Source organism: Xanthomonas sp. 3075, from assembly GCF_014197275.1.
GTDB lineage: Bacteria > Pseudomonadota > Gammaproteobacteria > Xanthomonadales > Xanthomonadaceae > Xanthomonas > Xanthomonas campestris_B.
Genome location: NZ_JACIFI010000002.1, coordinates 197,194 through 216,086, shown reverse-complemented (window position 1 = coordinate 216,086; position 18,893 = coordinate 197,194). Strand labels below are relative to the sequence as shown.

Sequence of the window (18,893 nt, the reverse complement as noted above, 5' to 3'; positions counted from 1 at the left end):
CGGCGTCGGCGCGTTCGATCGATCTCACGCCGCGTCGGCGTACCAGGCGGCGGTCAGGATCGGCTCGCCGATCGCATTGGTGGTCAACGCGTCCAGGCCGTGATCGGGCAGTGCGGGATGGCGTTGACGCGCCTGCAGCAGAATCTCGCGCGCCAGTACCGCCATGCGCGCGATGTTGCCGTGGATGCGTGCTGCGAAGGCATCGTCGTCCAGCGTGTCGTGCAGGGCGCCATTGAGTTCGTTGAACCAACCGATCAGGTACTGATCCAGCAGCCGTCCCTGTCCGGTGGCCAGACCTTGTTCGCCGTTGTACCGACCCCAGTCGTGCAACACGCGCTGCATCGCCATGTTGATATCGCGCGCGTACAAAAAATCGGCCTTCATGCGCGCCAGCAGACTCAGGTTGGCGATGCGCCCGCTGCAGAACAGCGGCGCCAGCAGCGACCAGTAATACGTGTAATCCCAGATCACCTTGACCGGCATGACCTGCTCGTCGCCGAACAGCGCGTACTGATCCTGGTACAGGGTCAGGGTGTTTTCGTAGAACGAGAAATACAGTTGCTCATACAGCTCGGTATACGGGCTGAGCGACCTGCCGGCGCGGTCGCGGCCGATCAATTCGCAGATATACGTGTTGGAAATGGCGATGAAGTCGCTGCCGGGCGAATAGAACGGGTCCAGGAACAGGCCCGCTTCGCCGGTCAGCGCCCAACGCTGCGGCGAGAACACCTGCTTGCAGCCGTAGGAGAAGTTGCGCAGGAACAGAAAGTCCTGCAGCCGGTAGTCGGCCTTGTCGAGCGTGGCGGCGACCTGCGGCTGATGCGTGCGCAGCCAGGTCATCGCTTTTTCGTGGGTGTTCATGGTGTCCAGCGGATGCATCGACGCATCGCAGACGATGCCCAGCGAATGGGCGCCCGACGACAACGGAATCAACCAGAACCAATACCCTGGCCCGCACATGTGGTTGGTCGAGCGCCAGCGGTCCGGCGGCGTGCAGCGCTGCAACCAGTTGCTGTCCTGCGACCAGCCATTGGGATCGATCAGGCCTTCCACGCGCCACCACACCGCATTGGCATCGTGTGCGTTGTCCTGCGCCAGGCCGAGCTTGCGCTTGAGCAGGCCGGCGCGGCCGCTGGCATCCACCACCCAGCGCGCGCTCAGCGTGCCTGGCTCGCCGGCACGCGCGTAGCGCACCGCGTGATCGGCCTCGTCGTCGGACAGGTCCACGCCCTTGACGCTGCAGCTGTCGACAAAGGCGATGCCCTGCGCACGGGCGCGTTCGCCGAGAAAATTCTCGAAGCGGCCACGGTCGATCTGCCACGACGGCGTCGGCAGGATCTGACTGACCCCCAGCTCGGTGCAGCGGTCGATGTCCTGGCGCTTATCGGAAAAGAAAAAGCGGAAACCGAACTTGCGGATCTGCTCGGTCTCCAGATGCTCGCGCAGGCCCAGCACCTCGGCGAAATAGTGCGCACCGATTTCCACCGTGGATTCGCCGACCTTGAACGCCGCCTCGCGCACCGGGTGCGCGCGGCGCTCCAGCACGGTGATGGCCAGCGCCGGATCACGCTGTTTGAGTTGCAGGGCCAGGCTCAGTCCGGCCAGGCCACCACCGGTGATGACGACATCGGCACGCTGTGCATTCATGGGGATGGGGTGCTCTTGGTGACCGGAGGCACAGTAGCAAATTCGCCGTCAGCATCGTCGATCAGCACCGGGTTGGCGCGCACGCGGCGGTATTCGCGCCAGATATGCCCGTAGCTCCATGCCTGCGCGACCACGTGCGAGGTGATGTTCCACAAATCGCGTACCAGGCGGAAATGGCTCTTGCGGAACGTGCCCGGCGAGCTGCCGGCATAACGGGTTTCGATCGGCACCGCGACCACGCGCGCGCCGGCCTGGCGTGCGGCGGAGATCAGCAGCTGCGCCTCGAACACGAAGCCTTCGCCGGGTACGTCGGGCAAGGTGAATACCGAGGCCGGATACAGGCGCTGGCCGCTCTGGCTGTCGACCAGCTGGAAGCCGCAGGCCCAGGCGATGCCCCAGTCGCCGAAATCGTTGCCGATGCGGCGGATGGTGGGCTGGGTGGCGCGCTTGCGCATGCGCGCGCCGACGATCACGCAGCCGGGATGACGATTGGCGGCTGCCAGCAAACGCGGGAAATCGGCTGCCTTGTGCTGCCCATCGCCGTCCATGGTCATCACTGCGCGCATGCCCAGCTGCTGCGCCTGCGCAAACCCGCTGCGCAACGCCGCGCCCTTGCCCATGCGCTGCGGATGCCGGATCAGGGTGATCGGTAAATCGGCAATGCAATCGGCGGTGCCATCGTCGGAGCCGTCGTCGATCACGATCACCTGCGAGCAATAGGTCAGCGCATCGTTGACCACCTCGCGGATGCGCAGCGACTCGTTCAGCGCCGGCACCAGGATCGCGGTGTCTTCGCGGGTCAGGGGCTGCCGGCTCATCGCTGGATCTCCACGCGCAGCACGCGGCCGGGGCCGGCATACAGCGCGACGGTGTCGCCAGTGCCGGCGAGCAGATCGAACAACGGCAGCATCGGTGCCATCGCGTTGCTGGCCACATGCCGCGCCAGCGGACCGTCGCCGGGCGAGGGCGTGCCGTTGTCCAGGCGCACGCGCAGCTGCGGCTTGCCGGCCTGGCCGGGCGCGCCCAGCACCAGCGCGCCCCCGAGCAGACCCTGGCTGGGCGCGACCCGGCCCAGCGGTCCGACCGAGCGGGCGTCGTAGCCGGCCAGCAGCACCGCGTCCATGCCGGCGGCGTGCTGGACCAGCGCTTCCAGCAGGCCCTGCGCGAAGCTGGCCTGGCTGGCGCTGATCGCGGTGGCCGGGGTCATCGCGCCGGCACCGATGGTCCAGTAGCCGGCCGCGGCGTTATGCACCGAGTTGTGGAACTTGGTCGGCGAGATCGCCAGAGGGTCACTGGCCAGGGTCGTGCACATGTAGTCGGAGATCGCCAGATCGCCGTAAGTGGAGGTAAAGATCGACGGCAGGCTGGCCGGATCGCGGCCAGCGGCACTGCAGGCGGCCAGCGCGGCTTCCAGCGACACGGCCACGGTATCGGGTGCGCGGCGGCGCTCGTTGGGGGCCAATAGCTGCGGCGCCGGGCGTGCCGGGGTGTCCTGCAGCGCGCCGCCGCGCACGAAGGCGGCAGCGGCCTCCCAAGTGGGCAGGCCCTGGGTCCAGAAGCCGATGCCTTCGATGCTGGCAGACAACATCAGCGTGCCCGCCCGAACAGCAGCGAGCAGTTGTTGCCGCCAAATCCAAAGGAGTTGTTCATTGCGTAATCGATCTTGGAATGGGCGTTGTCGAAACGGATCTGCGGGCCGCAGGCGGGGTCGGGAACCTCGCTGTTGAGCGTGCCCGGCAGCACACCGTCGCGCAGCGCCAGCAGCGCGATCACCGATTCGACGATGCCGGCCGCGCCCAGGGTGTGGCCGGTCCAGGCCTTGGTCGAACTGGCGTGCAGGGTGCCGGGGAAGAGCGCCGCCACCGCAGCGGCTTCGACGCTGTCGTTGGCCGGCGTGGCGGTGCCATGCAGATTCAGATAGCCCACCGCGTCCGGCTGCAGGCCGGCGCGATCGAGCGCGCCGCGCATCGCCAGCTGCGCGCCCAGGCCCTGCGGATGCGGGGCGGACATATGGTGCGCATCGCTGGATTCGCCATAGCCGTACAGCCATAGCGCCGCGTCCGGGGCAGCGGCGGGACGTTCGAGCAGGGCAAAGCCGCCGGCCTCGCCCAGGCTCAGGCCGACCCGGCGCGCGTCGAACGGCTGGCATGGCTCCGGCGCGACCACCTGCAGCGCGTTGAAGCCGAACAGCACGCTGCCGCACAAGGTGTCCACGCCGCCGACCAGCGCCGCATCCACGACGCCGGCGTCGATCAGGCGCGCGGCCTGGGCGAACACCTTGGCGCTGGACGAGCAGGCCGTGGCCACGGTCACGCAGGGGCCGCGCAGGCCGGTGGCGTGCTGCACAAAATCGCCCAGCGAATGCGGGGTGTGCACGATCGGGCGGTTCAGATCCTCGGGGAACCGCGCACCGTCGGCGTCTTCGACCAGCCGTGTATACGCCTCTTCGCTGGCCCCGATGCTGGAGGTGGAGGTGCCGATGATCACCGCCACGCGTTCGACGCCGTAGCGCTGCGCGGCGGCGTGCACCGCGTCGGCCATGCCGTCCTGCTGCAGGGCCAGCCAGGCCAGGCGATTGTTGCGGCAGTCCCAGCCTTGCAGGGTTTCCGGCAAGACAACGTCTTCCACGCCGGCGACACGGCCAATCCAGCACGGCAGCGGTTGCGGGCCGAAATCGTTGCGACGCAGGCCGCTGCGGCGGGCCGTCAAGGCGGCAGCCTGGGCATCGAGCCCGACGCCGAGCGCGGTGGTGGAAGTAAATGCGGTGACGGCGACCGGGGCCATCTGGGACGGATGCTGCGCTTGGCTCACGGTGGTCTGACTGGCAAAAAGTGCTTGCAGTATATCGGGGGCGTGGCTGTCTCCCGTGGATGGCGCAACTGAACGTGCCGGTCATGTCGCTGACGCGGCTGGGATTTTTCGCGCGCGCCGCGCTTTCGCCATCGGCGCAATTGGGACACAATCCTGCGACACACCTTGACTTCGAGCGCGACCACGCGCGCATGCACGCCTACGTCTATAAAAGCCAACGCAAGCAGGACACCTTTGTCTATCTCGCCACGCGTGACGACTTCTCCGGCCTCCCCGCCACCGTGCACGCGCAGCTGGCGCCGTTCGCGTTCGTGCTGGAGGTGGCGTTGACGCCGGAGCGCCGTCTGGCGCAGGCCGACGTGGCAACCGTGCGCGAGGCGCTGAGCAGGCACGGCTTCTATCTGCAACTGCCCAAGACGGTGGTGCTGGCGGGCGAGTGCGACTATGACTGAGGCCACGCGTGCCGCGCGGTTGCGTGCCGCCGCGCTGGCTGGCGTGGCCGGTGTGGCGCTGGCGTTGCTGGGCGGCGCCAGCCACAGCGTCGCTGCGCTGACGCTGTGGCTGGCGCAACCGGCATTTGCGCTGGCGGTGTCGTGGGCACGCGGCACCCGCGCGCTGCCGGCCCAGCCGCGCGCGGTTGCACAGGCATTGCCGCCATTGCTGGCGATCTGGGGCGTGGGCCTGCTGGCCCTGGCGGCCCTGATCAGCTGGCCGCTGACGGCCTTGCGCGACAGCGGCAGCCTGGCCGCCGCGTTGGCCTTGAGCGTGGCGGTCAGCGCCGCGCTGCTCGGGCTGTGGCGGACCTGGCCGCTGTGGGGTGAGGTCGAACGCGACGGTGGCGCGCTGGCGCCGCGCTGGCACGCATTGGCCACGCAGGAACTCCACGCCTGGCGCGGGTTGCTGGCCGCCGCGCTGGTGCTGGCGATGTGTACGTTGGCCGTGGCGCTGGCCTGGCCGGGCTGGTTGTCGAGTGGTTTGCGCTGGAGTCTGGCGATCGCGGCCAGCGTGCTGCTGCCGGCGGCGCATCTGCTGTTGCAACGCACCGCCGCACCGACCCGCAGCGATGCCCCGGCGCCCTTGCAGGCGGCCGATTTCTTTTCCGAAGCAGCGGCAGAACCACGTCCGCTGGAGCCGGTCGCCCAGCATCAGTTGGTGCCCGAATTGTTTGAAGCCGCGCGCAGTGGACGGGTGGACCGCGCGCTGCAGTTACTGGACGCCGGCGCCGACCCGCAGGCGATGCCGCTGCCGGAATGGCGCGATCAACGCAGCCTTCCTGCGTTGGCCGCCGTGCTGCCGGATCTGCGCCTGCTGCGCGAGCTGATCGTGCGCCGCGTCGACGTCAACCAACCGCATCGCGGCATGACCCCGCTGCTGGCCGCCACGCGCGACAGCTGGCACGGCCGCCCCGATGCAGTGATGACGTTGCTGGCCAATGGCGCCGACCCGCGCGCCAGCGACAACGACGGCAACACGCCGCTGCATCACGCCGTGCGCAGCTCCGACCCCGGCGTGGCCGCGCTGTTGCGCGATGCCGCCGCCGAACTCGACGCACTCAACAACGACGGCCTCTCGCCATTGGCGATGGCCTGCCAGGTCGGCAACTGGCGGCTGGCCAAATTCCTGCTGGAACGCGGCGCGCATTCCGAACCGGAAGGCGGCGCGCCGGTGCTGCTGGCTGCGGCCGGTACCGAAGAAGACGACCCGGCCGGCGTGCAACTGCTGCTCAAGCACAAGGCACGCGTGGATGCGCGCGACCGCCAGCGTCGCAGCGCCTTGCACGAAGCCGCATTGGCCGGGCATGGCGATATCGTCGAAGCGCTGTTGGCGGCCGGCGCCAATCTGGAAGCGCGCGATCTGCTCGGTCGCACCCCGTGGCTGGATGCCGCGCGGCAGGCGCGCAGCGCAGTCCTGGAGCGCCTGGTCGCACGCAAGGCCGATGTGCTGGCCGTCGATGGCGACGGCCGCAATGCGGTAATGCTGGCGTGCGCCGCCGATCGGGTGTCGCCGGCCTTGATTCGCCGCCTGCTCGATCTGCAGGTGCCGGCCGACAGCACCGATGCGCAGGGCCGTCGCGCGGTGGATGTGGCGGCCGAAGCCGGGCGCTGGGCGATCGTGCAATTGCTCGACCCGGCGTATCCGTTGCCGTCCGCGGTCAGCGACACGCAGGGCGATAGCCCCGGCGTTGCGGTGCCCCCGGATCGTCCGCCGTTGGTGCTGCTGCGCGAAGGCCTGCAGTTCGGGCAACGCGATGGCCTGACCGCGCTGGCAAGGCTCTGCGGCCCGGAAGAACTCGGCGGCCTGTTGCACGATGCGCACCTGGCCTTGAACCCGGAAGCGGTGGACTGGCTGCTGCGCCACGGCGCCGATGCCGAGGTGCGCGACGCCTGTGGCGATGTGCCGATGTTCGCGCTGCTGTCGCGCGGAGTGGAGGCGGTACCGGCCTTGCAGGTGCTACTGCGCCATGGCGTGTCGCCGGCCGGTGCGGGCGGTCTGACACGGCTGCTCAGCGCCTGCGTGCAGCACGACGCGGCATCGCGCGGGCTGGAACAGTTCGCGCTGGAAGTGCTCGAACGCGGCGCCGATCCGTTCGCCTCCTCGGCGGTCGGCGATCCGCCGTTGTCGCTGGCGGTGCGGTTGGGCTGGTTGCGCCTGCAGCACTGGTTGCTGGAGCACGGCGTGGACCGTGAAGCGCGCGACAGCCACGGCATGACCGCGCTGCATCTGGCCACCGCGCTGGGCCGCGAAGCGTCGCTGAAATTGATGGTCAGACACGGCGCCTCGCCGGAAGCGCGTGCCGCCGATGGGCAGACTCCACTGGGCGTGGCGTTGTCGATCGGCCGCCGTGATCTGGCCGACTGGCTGGACTGGCGCATCTGGCCGTTGCCACGCCGCAGCCTGCGCGAGGCGGATGTGCCGGCCGCCGCGATGGCCGGCGACACCGATGCGGTGCGTCGCCTCATCGACCTCGGGCTGCCGGCCGACGCCACCGATGCACAGGGGTGCACCGCGCTGTTGCGCGCAGCCGGCGGCGGGCATCTGGGCGTGGTGACGCATCTGCTCGGCCGTGGCGCCGACCCGCAACGTGCGTCCACCAGCGGCGCCACGCCGTTGTCGGCGGCGGTGAGCATGCGCCAGACCGAGATCGTGGCGGCCCTGCTGCAGGCCGGCGCGCAGATCGAACACCGCCTGCCCGGCGGCGTCACCGTGCTGATGCTGGCCTGCGCACTGGGCCTGCCGGATATCGTGGCGCGCCTGCTCACCGCCGCCGCCGACGTGCACGCCAACGACGATCAAGGCCTGGCGCCGCTGCATTGCGCCGCGTTGTACGGCTTCACCGCGCGCGACAAGACCCGTCTGCTGGCGTTGCTGGACACCTTGCTGCTGGCCGGCGCCGACCCGCAATCCCTAGCCGGTGGACGGGTCAGTCCGCTGCTGCTGTTGCTGGGCGCGCGCGCCGAACCGGGCACCGCCTGCGACGAGCAGGTGGTGCTGGCCGGCGTCGAACGCCTGCTCGACGAAGACGTTGCGCTGGAGGTGGCCGATCAACGCGGCTTCGGTCCGTTGCATCTGGCCGCACTGCACGGCCTGCCGCTGCTGGTGCAGCGCCTGCTGCGTGCCGGCGCCGATGCCGACCACCGCGACGCGCTCAACCGCACCCCGCGCGAGATCGCGATCATGCGTGGCTTTATCGATGTGGCCGGCCAGTTCGAGCCGGCGCTTCCGGGCGTGTCCTCGATGGCACGCTTCCTGCGCGAGGTGCGCTGAACAGGCGGCATGCGCCTGTCGATGCCGGCGGCGCCTGCCGGACTGCGCCGGCAGACGCTGCCGCTTGCGCTTACTGCCGCGCCACCAGGGTCAGCCCGCTGTAGCTGCCGGACAGACGCAGGTAATACGTGCCTGCCGTCGGTGCGGTGAAGCGGATTGTCTGGGTGGTGCCGGTGCGCACCGAGCGGCTGTCGTAGCTGCTGTCGGTCGGCGCGCGGCCGGCGGCGGCATACAGCGCAACGCTGCCGCTGCCACCGAAGGACATGAAGGTCAGCGCCGTGCCGGCCTTGGCCTCGAAGCTGTACAGCCGGTTGCCGTCGCGGCTGTCGAGACTGCGCAGCTCGACCTTGTTGGCTATCGGCGTGGTCGGCGGAATGCAGCTGGTATCGGCTGGATCGCAGGGCGGCGTGGTCGCCTGGCGCAGCAAGGCATCGGCGTCCAGGATGCCGGCGCCGATCGGCGTGGCGGTCGGAATCGTCACCGGGAACGGCCGGGCGCTGGAGCGCAGCAGCGTCCGCATCGCGCTCCAGGTCAGCGGAGTCGGCACCACGCTCTGCACCAGCGCCACGGCGGCGGCCACGTGCGGAGCGGCCATCGAGGTGCCGGCCATGCCGCGGACCTCCCAAGTGCTGGTCGGCCCCTGGGGGCCGGCGTTGACCACCTGGAAGATATAACCGCCCGGATCGCCATCGACGCTGCCGCCACCGCCGGGCGCGGCGATGTCCACGCGTTGGCCGTAGCTGGAATAACTGGCGCGCCCGCCGTTGATGCGGGTGGCGCCGACGCTGATGACGCCGTCGCAGGACGACATGGTGTAGGTGCCGGCGTCGGCACTGGAATTGCCGGCGGCCACCACGATGATCGCCCCGGCAGCGTTGATGCGGTCGATCGCATCCTGGTACAGCGTCGGGCACGACTGCGGGCCGCCGCTGCCCAGGCTCATGTTGATCACCTCGGCCGGGTTCGGGTTGGTCGGCACACCATCCACCGGCAGACCGGCCGCCCACAGCATGCCGTCGGCGATATCGCTGGAAAAGCCGCCGCACGAGCCGAGCACGCGCACCGGCAGGATCCTGGCGTCGTAGGCCAACCCGGCCGTGCCCGCGCCATTGTTGGTGACCTGGGCGATGGTGCCGGAGACATGAGTCCCGTGCCAGGAGCTGTTTTGCGCTGCATTTCCGGGCGATCCCAGCGCGGCGCAGTAATCGGCCTCCACCCAATCGCCCAGGTCGTCGCCACCTGCCGCGCGCCCATCGCTGTCGCGCCGCGAGACGCGGCGATCGGAAATCATGTCGTAGCCGGGCAGCACGTTCGCGGCCAGATCGGGGTTGTCCTTGACCACGCCGGTATCGACCACCGCGACCACCACGCCCTGGCCGGTGGAGCGGGTCCAGGCCTGCTCGGCGTTCACGCCGCCGACCGGGTCGTGGAAGTTCCACTGCAGCGCGCCGTAGTTCGGATCGGTCGGCGCGGCGGCGGCCACCGCCTTGGCGCCCTTGGGCTGGGTCACGCCGGGGGCGTCCAGGCGCTGGTAGAGGCGATCGACCTGCACCGACAGCACGCTCGGATCGGCCTTGAGTTCGTCGATGAAGGCGGCGCGCTCGCTGGCCGCCAGGTGGCGCGACGCCCGCACGACATGCCAGCCCGGCACCGCCATCTCGCGCAGCACCTGCGCGCTGAGCGCGCCGCGTGCGGGCAGCGCACCGCTGGCCGCCTTGGCCCGCTGCATGCCGGTGCGTGCAACCGCCGCAGACAGCGCGCTGTTGAGTCGGCCGCGCGCTTGCGCATCGCTGTCGCGGGTCTTGACGATGAAACGCTGACCCAGGTCCTGCACCTGGGTCGATTGCGGCACCGGTTCGTGCCCGCTGCCGCGGCCGATCGCCGCAACCGTCGCGGCCTGGGCGCCGCTGGCGACGAGGGCGGCGGCAAGGGCGGTGGCGAGTGTGTTGGAAGAAGTCATCTGCAGTTCCTAGAGGCTCGAAAGGGAAAACGCGGGAAGGCGCGGTGCGCGGGCGATGCTGGGAATCACAGATCCATGCCCAGGCCGATGCCGGCCGAGGATTCGCCGCCGCTGAAGGCGCCGCCCAGGCTGAAGGACGCGCGGCTGCCGATCTTGCGGGCGTAGCCGATCGACAACGCCTGCTCGCCGCTCTGGAAACCGGCACCCACCGACACGCGTCCACGCGGGCTCTGCGTGCCGGCCGCATTGATGGCCATGTTGAGCATCGCCGCGCTCATTGCGCCCTGGCGGTCCATGCGCCGGTCCATATCGCCCAGGCGGCGTTGGGTGTCGTTGCGCAACTGGGTGAAGTTGTCGTCGAGCGTGGTGACGCGGCTGTTGGTGTAGGCGTTGGCGCTGTTCAACGTGGCGCTGTCGCCGGCACGTACCTGTGCCAGGTTGGCCGCGTCGGTGTCGGCGGTGCCGGCGGCGACGTTGACGATCTGGCGTTCGCTGCCGGCGCTGCCGACCGACACGCTGTTGGCGCGATCGGCGAGCGCACCCCGGCCCAGCGCCACGGCGTTCTCGGCGGTGACCGAGCTGCCCTGTCCGAGCGCGGTGCCGGACGCGGCGCTGACCGCAGCGCTTTCGCCGACGGCCACCGCATTGGTCGCGACGGCGGCGATGCGGGCATTGGCGCCCAGCGCGGTGCTGCCGTCGGCATTGACCTTGGCATTGGCGCCGATCGCGGTGTCGTTGGGGCCGTAGGCCAGTGCGGACGCGCCCAGCGCCATGCCGTTGTCGCTGTAGGCGGTGGCCCCGGAGCCGATCGCCACCGCGTTGGTGCCGACACCGGTGCTCGGCGCGGTCATGTCGCCACCGCCACCACCGCCAACGCTGACGCCCTGGCCGCTGCCGGATGCGGTCATGGTGTCGAGCCGGGTGTCGAACAGGGTCAGTGCATCGTCGATGGCATCCACCGCCGAGCCGATGTCGGCATAGCGCGCACCATTGACCAGATAGCTGCCGCCGATCAGGTTGCCATTGGCATCCACCGCGCTGCCGCCGCCGAACGCGCTGGCGACGCCGCGTAGCTGTGCCAGGTTCACCGCATCGGTGTCGAGGGTGCCGGCGGCCAGGTTGGTCAGTTGGCGCTCGCCACCGGCATGGCCGATGGAGACGGTGTTGTCGCGTTCGGCCACTGCGCCGGCGCCCAGCGCCACGCTGTTGTTGGTGATTACCTGCACATCGTTGACGAAGGTGGAGTTGCCCACCCGCGCGCCGGCGCCGATCGCGATCGACTGGTTGCCGTAGACGTCCGCGCCGGTGCCCACCGCAATGCTGTCGTAGAACAGGATCGGGGTGTCGCCCCAGAAATTGCCGTTCCAGACCATCGCCTTGCCGATGGCGATGCTGCGCGTGCCGCCGGCCCAGGCACCGCTGCCGATGGCGGTGGCGCCGCGCTGCAGCGCCAGCGCGGCCTGTCCGAGCGCGGTGGTGTCGTCCATCGCGGCCAAGGCGCTTCCGCCCAGCGCCAGGCTACTCCGGCCCAGTGCCCTGGAGGCGATGCCGATCGCCACGGCGAATTCGCCGGACGCCTCGCTGCGCCCGCCCACGGCCACCGCACCGTACTGGTTGGCGATCGACTGCGTGCCGATCGCCACGGTGCGTTCGGAACTGGCCTCGGCCAGCGCGCCGACCGCAGTGGTGCCGTAGGCGGTGGCCGCCGCACCGCCGCCCACCGCAGTGGACAGCGGGCCGGTGGCCTGGGTGGCCTGCAGATAGACCCCGTCCAGGCCGAAGCCGGGATACAACTCATTGCCCAGATCGACGATGCCGCCGATGGCGACGCTGGAACGGTCGCTGGCGATCGCGCCGGCGCCGGTGGCCACGTTGTACTCGCCGCTGGCCTGCGCGCCGGCGCCCAGCGCGGTTGCGGCCAGGCCGGAGGCGGAGGTCTGCTGCAGGATCACCTGCCCGTTCTGCTTGTACGAAAAATCCAGGTCGAGCACGCCACCGACCGCGGTGGTGGAGATCTCGGTGGCCAGGCTGTTATGCCCTACCGCCACTGCCTGGTTGGCATAGCTGACCGCGCCGGCGCCCAGCGCTACGGTGCCGGTGCCGACTGCGGAGGCGGCTTCGCCGGCCGCCAGTGCTTCTTCGCCGTCGGCATAGGCGCCGGCATCGCTGCTGTCGCTGCCGGTCGCCTGCAGATAGACGGTGCCGGCGTTGGTCGCGGCGGCATCGGTTGCCGGCGTCGTGGCCGACGTTGCCGGGGGATTGGCAATGGCGGCCAGCGCGATCGCTGGCGCAGCCAGGCACAGCGCGCAGGCAAGCGCCAATGCATGCGGAGCGCGCATGGGGTGTGCGCTGCGTGCAGCGCGAAGGACCGAGCGATGGGCGGCGGTGCCGCGCGTGGACATGGATGTGGTCATGGCGATCTCTGGAGACGGACGACTGGGCAGGACGCGACGTCGACAGCACGCGTGTGCCATCTCGGTACGGTGGGTGTTGGATGTGCGCCCCGGGCCCCCGGGCGCAGTCCGTGAATCGAACTTAGGCGCGTCGTCATTTGCTTGTCACCCGCAAGTTCTCGCAGGATGCTCACCGGTTTCTCACTGAATGCGGAAACAGGACTCGCGTCTTATGACCAATGCCTTGCTGCGCTGGTTCGACCGCGCGCCGATCGTCGATGAAGTGGATCGTCGCAACGCGCGCGTGATCCAGATTCTGCTGCTGTTTCTGGCCATCACCATTCCGGCCGTTACGGCGGTGGCATTGACGCTGGCGTGGCCGCAGTTGCAAGGGCGCGCGCCGCCTCCAGGCCTGGTGGTATCGCTGACCATGAGCCTGCTGATCGCCGTGTGCGCGGCGATCGGGCTGTCGCACGTGCGCCGTGGCGCATTGCGCAGGGGCGTGCGGTTGTTGCTGGCGTCGATGCTGTTGTCGCTGCTGGTCAATGCCGCTGTCCACGGCCTGCAGCGCCAGTTGCCGGATCAATTGGCGCAGATGCTGTTGCTGATCCTGTCGGGGTTGGTGCTCGGGCGGCGCGCGCTGTGGGTCACCTTCGCCGCCCTGCTGCTGATGCTGGGCGTGGGCGTTGCCCGCGATGCGCTGACGCAGTTTGTCCAGACTCCGGAGCGTGCCTTCTACAACGTGCCGTCGGTGCTTTTCAGTTATCTGCTGGTGACGTTGCTACTGGACCGCACCACCGAAGCGCTGCGCGAAAGCCTGCGCGAATCCAACGCGCGCGGGCACCGCCTGCAGCAGGAAATGCTTGCGCGCGAACGTGCGCAGACGCAGCTGATCCATGCGCAGAAACGCGAAATCATCGAACGCATGGCCAGTGGCCTGGCGCATGACTTCAACAATATCCTGGCGGTGATCATCGGGTTTGCCGGCGCACGCCACGACGACGAGGCCGGTAGCGACGCCGAGCGCGCCACGCACCTGGAAGCCCATCTTGCAGCGGTGGAGGAATCGGCACGGCGTGGCACGGCGATCACCCGCCGGCTGCTGCGCTTCAGTCGCAGCGAGGCCGAACATGCCGAATGCTTCGACGCGGCCGCCGCCGTGGATGTCCTGCAACCCATGCTGCGGCAGTTGCTGGAAGCGCGCATCGTGCTGCGCTGCGCATTACCCGCACAGCCGGCGCCGATCCTGTTCGAGCGTAGCCAGTTCGAACTGATGCTGCTCAATCTCGCCTCCAACAGCCGCGATGCCATCGCCGATGGCGGCCATTTCGATATCGCCGTGCGCTGCGAAGACGGCTGGACGGTGATCGAGGTGTGCGACGACGGCCATGGCATGCCGGCCGATGTGGTCGCGCGGATCTTCGAGCCGTTCTACAGCACCAAACCTGCCGACAGCGGCACCGGCCTGGGGCTGGCGGTGGTGCACGACCTGGTGGTCCGCGCCGGTGGCCGTATCCAGGTGCACAGCGACATTGGCGCGGGCACCCGCATCCGCATCGTCTTGCCACGCGCCGACGCAGTTGCCGCTCGGGGCAGCTGACAACGCGCCTGCGCCGCCGACAGGCGGGCGCGTGCCACCCGCAGACGTCTGGCCCTGAGCGCGCTGTCCGCACTCATCTGACGACCGCTCGCGACGTCGGGTTGGCCGCGCTTAGCCCGGCCGGGTCGAAGATGTAGCCTTCGCCATGCACCGACGCCAATGGCAAGGCGGCGCCGCACCGGCGTTGCACCTTGGCGCGCAGACGGTGCACGATCGAATCGAGCCGGTGCGCGTCGAAGTCGTGCACGTGATCGGTCAACGCAGCGATCAGCGACTCGCGCGCCACCAGCAAGCCGGGTTGTTCCAGCAGACGCCGGCACAGCCGCCGTTCGCTGGCGGTCAGCGCGGCGGTGGCCCCCGACGGAGCGAGCAGGCACCAGCCATCGGCGTTCAGTTGCCAGTGGCTGCGTGCCGCGTCGCCGGCCGGGCTGCCCAGGCGGCGCGCCAGGCTGTGCAGCGTCGCCGCCAGCAGGTCGATTTCCACCGGTTTGGTGAGGTAGGCATCCGCGCCGCCGGTCAGGCCGCGGATGCGGTCTTCGGTCTGGTCCAGGCTGGTCAACATGACGATGCCGAGTGCGGACTGCTGCTGGCGCAATGCGCGCGCCACCGTGAAGCCGTCGGTATCGGGCAGGCCGACATCGAGCACGACGATATCGGCCTGCGCGGTCTGCAACCATGCCTGCAGTTCGGCGCCAGTGCCGCAGCCGTGCGTGTCGAAACCGAAACGACGCAGCCCGGGAATCAGGATGCGCTCGCGCAGCATCGGGTCGTCCTCCAGGACAAGCACGCGCAAGGCAGCGGCAGCAGGGTCGGCGTTCATGCGCCCATGCAGTGTAGCCGCAGACGGTCATGGCGCGTTACGAAGTGCAGACGTGGGCGGTGCCACACTGATGGTTTCCTGCAGAGGCGACGTCGCAATGGCCCCACGCATCGAAGACTACGCAATGCTCGGCAATTGCCACAGCGCAGCGCTGGTAGACCCGCACGGATCGATCGACTGGCTGTGTCTGCCGCGCTTCGATTCGGACGCGGTGTTCGCGTCGCTGCTGGGCGATGAGCAGCATGGTCGGTGGGCGTTGGCGCCCAGCGTCGAGTTCCGCAGCGAACGCGCCTACCAGGACGACAGCCTGGTGCTGTGCACGCGCCTGATCGCAGACACCGGGACGGTGGAACTGGTCGATTTCATGGTGGCCGGTAAGGATGGCGATGGCCACCAGCATCTGGTGCGGATCGTGCGTTGCGTGCAGGGGCAGGTGCCGATGCATATGCGGCTGACGTTCCGCTTCAACTACGGCCGCACGGTGCCGTGGGTGACCGGCATCGACGGCGGCATCCGTGCCATCGCCGGCCCGGACCAACTGGCGTTGCGCACGCCGCAGGCCCTGCATGGCAAGCACCTGGGCACCGAAACCGACTTCACGCTGGGCGAGGGCGACAGCACCTGGTTCGTGCTCAGTCACGGCTTGTCGCACGAACCCACACCGGCGGCGATCGATGCCGAGCAGGCGCTGCAACGCACCACCGCGTTCTGGCACGGCTGGGCACGCCGCTGCACCGATGTCGGCCCGTGGACCGAGCAGGTGCGCCGCTCGCTGGTGGTGCTCAAAGGCCTCAGTTACCTGCCCACCGGCGGCATTGTCGCCGCGCCCACCGCGTCGTTGCCCGAGCATCTGGGCGGCACCCGCAACTGGGATTACCGCTACTGCTGGCTGCGCGATTCGGTCTTTACGTTGATTGCCTTGTTGCAGGCCGGCTATCACGACGAAGCGACTGCGTTCCGCGATTGGGTACAACGCGCCATCGCCGGCTCGCCGGACCAGTTGCAGGCGCTGTACGGCATTGCCGGCGAGCGCCGCCTGCAGGAGTGGCAAGCGGACTGGTTACCCGGCTACGAAAACTCCGGCCCGGTGCGTATCGGCAATGCCGCAGTGGATCAGTTCCAGCTCGACGTGTATGGCGAGTTGATCGGCGCGTTCCATTACGCACGCGAAAAAGGCGTGGCGCCACCGGCCGATGACGATGGCTCGTCCGCATCGTTGCTGGAAAAGATCCTGGACACGCTCGAAACGCTCTGGCGCATGCCCGACGAAGGCATCTGGGAAATCCGCGACGAACGCCGCCATTTTGTGCATTCCAAGGTCATGGCATGGCTGGCGTTCGATTGCGGCGCACGTGACGGCATCACCAACGCCGATCCGGCCAAGCGTGCGCATTGGGGCCGCATTGCCGAGGAAATCCATGCCGAAGTGCTGGAAAAGGGCGTGCACCCGCAGGGGCAATTCGTGCAGAGCTATGGCTCCGATCGCCTGGACGCTTCGCTGCTGCTGATCCCGATCGTCGGCTTTCTGCCCGCAGACGACCCGCGTATTGCCGCCACCGCCGATGCGATCGCCCGCGATCTGACCATCGACGGCTTGGTCGAGCGCTATCGCGCCGACGACAGCGCCGATGGCCTGCCGGCCGGCGAGGGCACCTTTCTGGCCTGCAGTTTCTGGTTGGTGGAAAACTATGCATTGATCGGGCGCACCGAGCAGGCGCGCGTGTTGCTGGAGCGCCTGCTCGGGCTCTGCAACGATGTGGGCCTGCTCGCCGAAGAATACGACCCGCGCAGCAAGCGCATGCTCGGTAACTTCCCGCAAGGGTATTCCCACGTGGCCCTGGTCAATGCGGCATTGCGCCTGCACGGACGTATGGGCGAAAAGGAAACGCATCCATGAACGAACAAGCGACAACGCCGCCGTGCATCATCGTGGTCTTCGGGGCACGCGGCGACCTGACCAAACGGCTGGTGATGCCGGCGCTGTACAACCTGCGTCGCTCCGGCGCACTGGGCGAACACTTCGCCATCGTCGGCATAGACCATGGCGACATCAGCGAGCGCGCGTGGCGCACGAACATGGGGCGGTCGATGACCGAGCTGCTCAGCAGCCGTGACGCTGAATTCCAGACCGATCAGTTCGATACCGACACCTGGGACTGGCTGCGCGAGCGCATGCATTACCTGCGCGGCGACTTCACCGACCTGGGCGCCTACCAGGCGTTGAACGGTGCGCTGGAAAAACTGCACAAACGCTACGGCACCCAGGGCAACGTGTTGTTCTATCTGGCCACCGCCCCGCGCTTTTTCGAGCCGGCCCTGCTCAACCTGGGCGAAGCCGGCCTGGTCAAACAGCGCGAGGGCCAGGGTTGGCGTCGGGTGATCGTGGAAAAACCCTTTGGCCACGATCTGCCGAGCGCCAAGCATCTCAATGCCACCGTCGCCAAGGTGTTGCACGAGGATCAGGTGTTCCGCATCGACCACTTCCTCGGCAAGGAAACCGTGCAGAACATCCTGGCGTTCCGTTTTGCCAATGGCTTGTTCGAGCCGGTGTGGAATCGCGACCGCATCGATCATGTGCAGATCACCGCCGCCGAGACCATCGGTGTGGAAGGCCGTGGACGTTTCTACGACCCCACCGGCTGTCTGCGCGACATGGTGCCCAATCACCTGTTCCAGTTGCTGGCGATGATTGCGATGGAACCGCCGGCTGCATTCACCACCGAAGCGATGCACCGTCGTCGTGCCGAAGTGATCGAAGCGGTGCGCCCGATCAAGCCCGAAGACGTGGTGCGCGGGCAATATGCCTCCGGCGCTGTCAGTCGTAGTGCAGTGCCGGGCTATCGCGAAGAGGACACGGTGCCGGAAGATTCGGAAACCGAAACCTATGTGGCGATGAAACTGCAGGTCGACACCTGGCGCTGGGCCGGCGTGCCGTTCTACCTGCGCACCGGCAAGCGCTTGCGCGAACGCACCACCGAAATCGCGATCCGCTTCAAGCCCGCGCCGCTGGCGCCGTTCCGCAGCACCGAAGTGGGCGGCTATGGCCCCGACTGGCTGGTGCTGCATATTCAACCCGACGAAGGCATTTCGCTGCAGTTCGACGTCAAGCGCCCGGGTGCGCAGGTCGCGCTGGCACCGGTACGCATGGACTTCCGTTACCGCGACTGGTTCCCCAAGGAATACACGGTGGGCTACGAACGTCTGCTGCAGGACTGCATGAACGGCGAGTCCGGGCTGTTCCAGGATGCGGCCATGGTGGAAGGCGCCTGGCGCATCGTGCAACCGATTCTGGATGCCTGGAAACAACCGCCCAGCGACTTTCCCAATTATGCCGCCGGCAGCGCCGGCCCCTCGGCCGCCGACGCCTTGCTGGCCATGAATGGCGGACACGCCTGGCGCGCACTCACGCCCGGCCGTAGACCGCCGCCGCGCCGTGCACCGGAGGCGCGCAGCAGCGCGGCAACGCCGGTCAAGAAAGCCACCAAGAAGTCGAATCCCACAGCCGTCAAGCGGGTAGCGATGCCTACGACGAGACCGAGTTCAACCAGCTCGGCAGCCAAGGCCGCCGGCCCCTCAATTGGCAGACGTGGCTCACCAGACAAGGCAAACATTGCCGCAGCTAAAAGCACAGCGAAGAAGTCGCAAAGCAAGCGGGTCAGCAAGCGCAAGTCCCGTAGCTGAGTAGCATGTGCCGGCCATCACTGTGTGGCCGGTACGTTGCGCGTCTAGTTGCTCGAAGCTCTTCTATCAAAAGTTGACCGGCGCGTCTTCGGGTTGGCTATCGCCCTCTGAGCTATATGCACGGCCTATTGTGAGGCGGCAGGCAGTCAAGTAAGCTCACAAAGCGCTAGTAAGCACAGCGCAATGCGTGATTCCATTGGACGGAGCGAGTCTTGA

The 18,893-nt window shown here is 68.4% G+C and carries 12 protein-coding genes; 5 read left to right on the top strand and 7 right to left on the bottom strand.

Translation table 11 applies throughout. The features are described from left to right. Nucleotides 1–24: 24 nt before the first annotated feature. Genes GGR62_RS02885 through GGR62_RS02870 form a run of 4 tightly spaced genes read right to left on the bottom strand, consistent with a single transcriptional unit; the run spans nucleotide 25 to nucleotide 4,431 of the window. Nucleotides 25–1,647 (bottom strand): NAD(P)/FAD-dependent oxidoreductase, encoded by a 1,623-nt coding sequence (locus GGR62_RS02885; RefSeq protein ID WP_184406478.1) that lies wholly within the window; start codon nucleotides 1,645–1,647, stop codon nucleotides 25–27. Beyond that, nucleotides 1,644–2,465: a glycosyltransferase family 2 protein gene (locus GGR62_RS02880; RefSeq protein WP_184406477.1), complete on the bottom strand. Its 822-nt coding sequence runs from the start codon at nucleotides 2,463–2,465 to the stop codon at nucleotides 1,644–1,646. Before GGR62_RS02880 ends, GGR62_RS02885 begins: the two co-directional genes overlap by 4 nt. Beyond that, on the bottom strand, nucleotides 2,462–3,235 hold the full coding sequence (locus tag GGR62_RS02875) for a beta-ketoacyl synthase chain length factor (RefSeq protein WP_184406476.1): 774 nt from the start codon (nucleotides 3,233–3,235) through the stop codon (nucleotides 2,462–2,464). The genes GGR62_RS02880 and GGR62_RS02875 overlap by 4 nt, the downstream gene beginning before the upstream one ends. Then, the gene (locus GGR62_RS02870) at nucleotides 3,235–4,431 is read right to left on the bottom strand and encodes a beta-ketoacyl-[acyl-carrier-protein] synthase family protein (RefSeq protein ID WP_184406475.1); all 1,197 of its coding nucleotides are present in this window, start codon (nucleotides 4,429–4,431) and stop codon (nucleotides 3,235–3,237) included. Before GGR62_RS02870 ends, GGR62_RS02875 begins: the two co-directional genes overlap by 1 nt. A 218-nt stretch (nucleotides 4,432–4,649) precedes the next feature. On the opposite strand from GGR62_RS02870, the gene GGR62_RS02865 reads away from it, so the two are divergent. Both GGR62_RS02865 and GGR62_RS02860 read left to right on the top strand, forming a co-directional pair. Further along, nucleotides 4,650–4,910: a YcgL domain-containing protein gene (locus tag GGR62_RS02865; RefSeq protein ID WP_184406616.1), complete on the top strand. Its 261-nt coding sequence runs from the start codon at nucleotides 4,650–4,652 to the stop codon at nucleotides 4,908–4,910. Continuing rightward, entirely contained in the window at nucleotides 4,903–8,223 is a 3,321-nt protein-coding gene (locus GGR62_RS02860; protein WP_184406474.1) for an ankyrin repeat domain-containing protein, read from the top strand. Before GGR62_RS02865 ends, GGR62_RS02860 begins: the two co-directional genes overlap by 8 nt. A 70-nt stretch (nucleotides 8,224–8,293) precedes the next feature. Here the strand turns inward: GGR62_RS02860 and GGR62_RS02855 are convergent, their stop codons facing one another. Then, nucleotides 8,294–10,183 carry a S8 family serine peptidase gene (locus GGR62_RS02855; RefSeq protein ID WP_184406473.1) on the bottom strand — a complete coding sequence of 630 codons (1,890 nt, stop codon included), beginning with the start codon at nucleotides 10,181–10,183 and terminating at the stop codon, nucleotides 8,294–8,296. Nucleotides 10,184–10,248: 65 nt separating this feature from the next. Next, nucleotides 10,249–12,597, bottom strand: coding sequence for a YadA-like family protein (locus tag GGR62_RS02850; protein WP_221229000.1), 2,349 nt, complete (start codon nucleotides 12,595–12,597; stop codon nucleotides 10,249–10,251). Nucleotides 12,598–12,808: 211 nt separating this feature from the next. On the opposite strand from GGR62_RS02850, the gene GGR62_RS02845 reads away from it, so the two are divergent. Further along, nucleotides 12,809–14,176 (top strand): HAMP domain-containing sensor histidine kinase, encoded by a 1,368-nt coding sequence (locus tag GGR62_RS02845; protein WP_184406472.1) that lies wholly within the window; start codon nucleotides 12,809–12,811, stop codon nucleotides 14,174–14,176. A 73-nt stretch (nucleotides 14,177–14,249) separates the two neighbouring features. On the opposite strand, the gene GGR62_RS02840 is transcribed toward GGR62_RS02845, so the two are convergent. Beyond that, nucleotides 14,250–14,996: a response regulator transcription factor gene (locus tag GGR62_RS02840; protein ID WP_184406471.1), complete on the bottom strand. Its 747-nt coding sequence runs from the start codon at nucleotides 14,994–14,996 to the stop codon at nucleotides 14,250–14,252. 97 nt (nucleotides 14,997–15,093) lie between these two features. On the opposite strand from GGR62_RS02840, the gene GGR62_RS02835 reads away from it, so the two are divergent. Together GGR62_RS02835 and zwf are read left to right on the top strand one after the other, a co-directional pair. Then, the gene (locus GGR62_RS02835) at nucleotides 15,094–16,893 is read left to right on the top strand and encodes a glycoside hydrolase family 15 protein (protein WP_184406470.1); all 1,800 of its coding nucleotides are present in this window, start codon (nucleotides 15,094–15,096) and stop codon (nucleotides 16,891–16,893) included. Beyond that, nucleotides 16,890–18,677, top strand: a complete 1,788-nt coding sequence (gene zwf, locus GGR62_RS02830; protein ID WP_184406469.1) for a glucose-6-phosphate dehydrogenase — start codon at nucleotides 16,890–16,892, stop codon at nucleotides 18,675–18,677. The genes GGR62_RS02835 and zwf overlap by 4 nt, the downstream gene beginning before the upstream one ends. The last annotated feature ends 216 nt before the right edge of the window (nucleotides 18,678–18,893 follow it).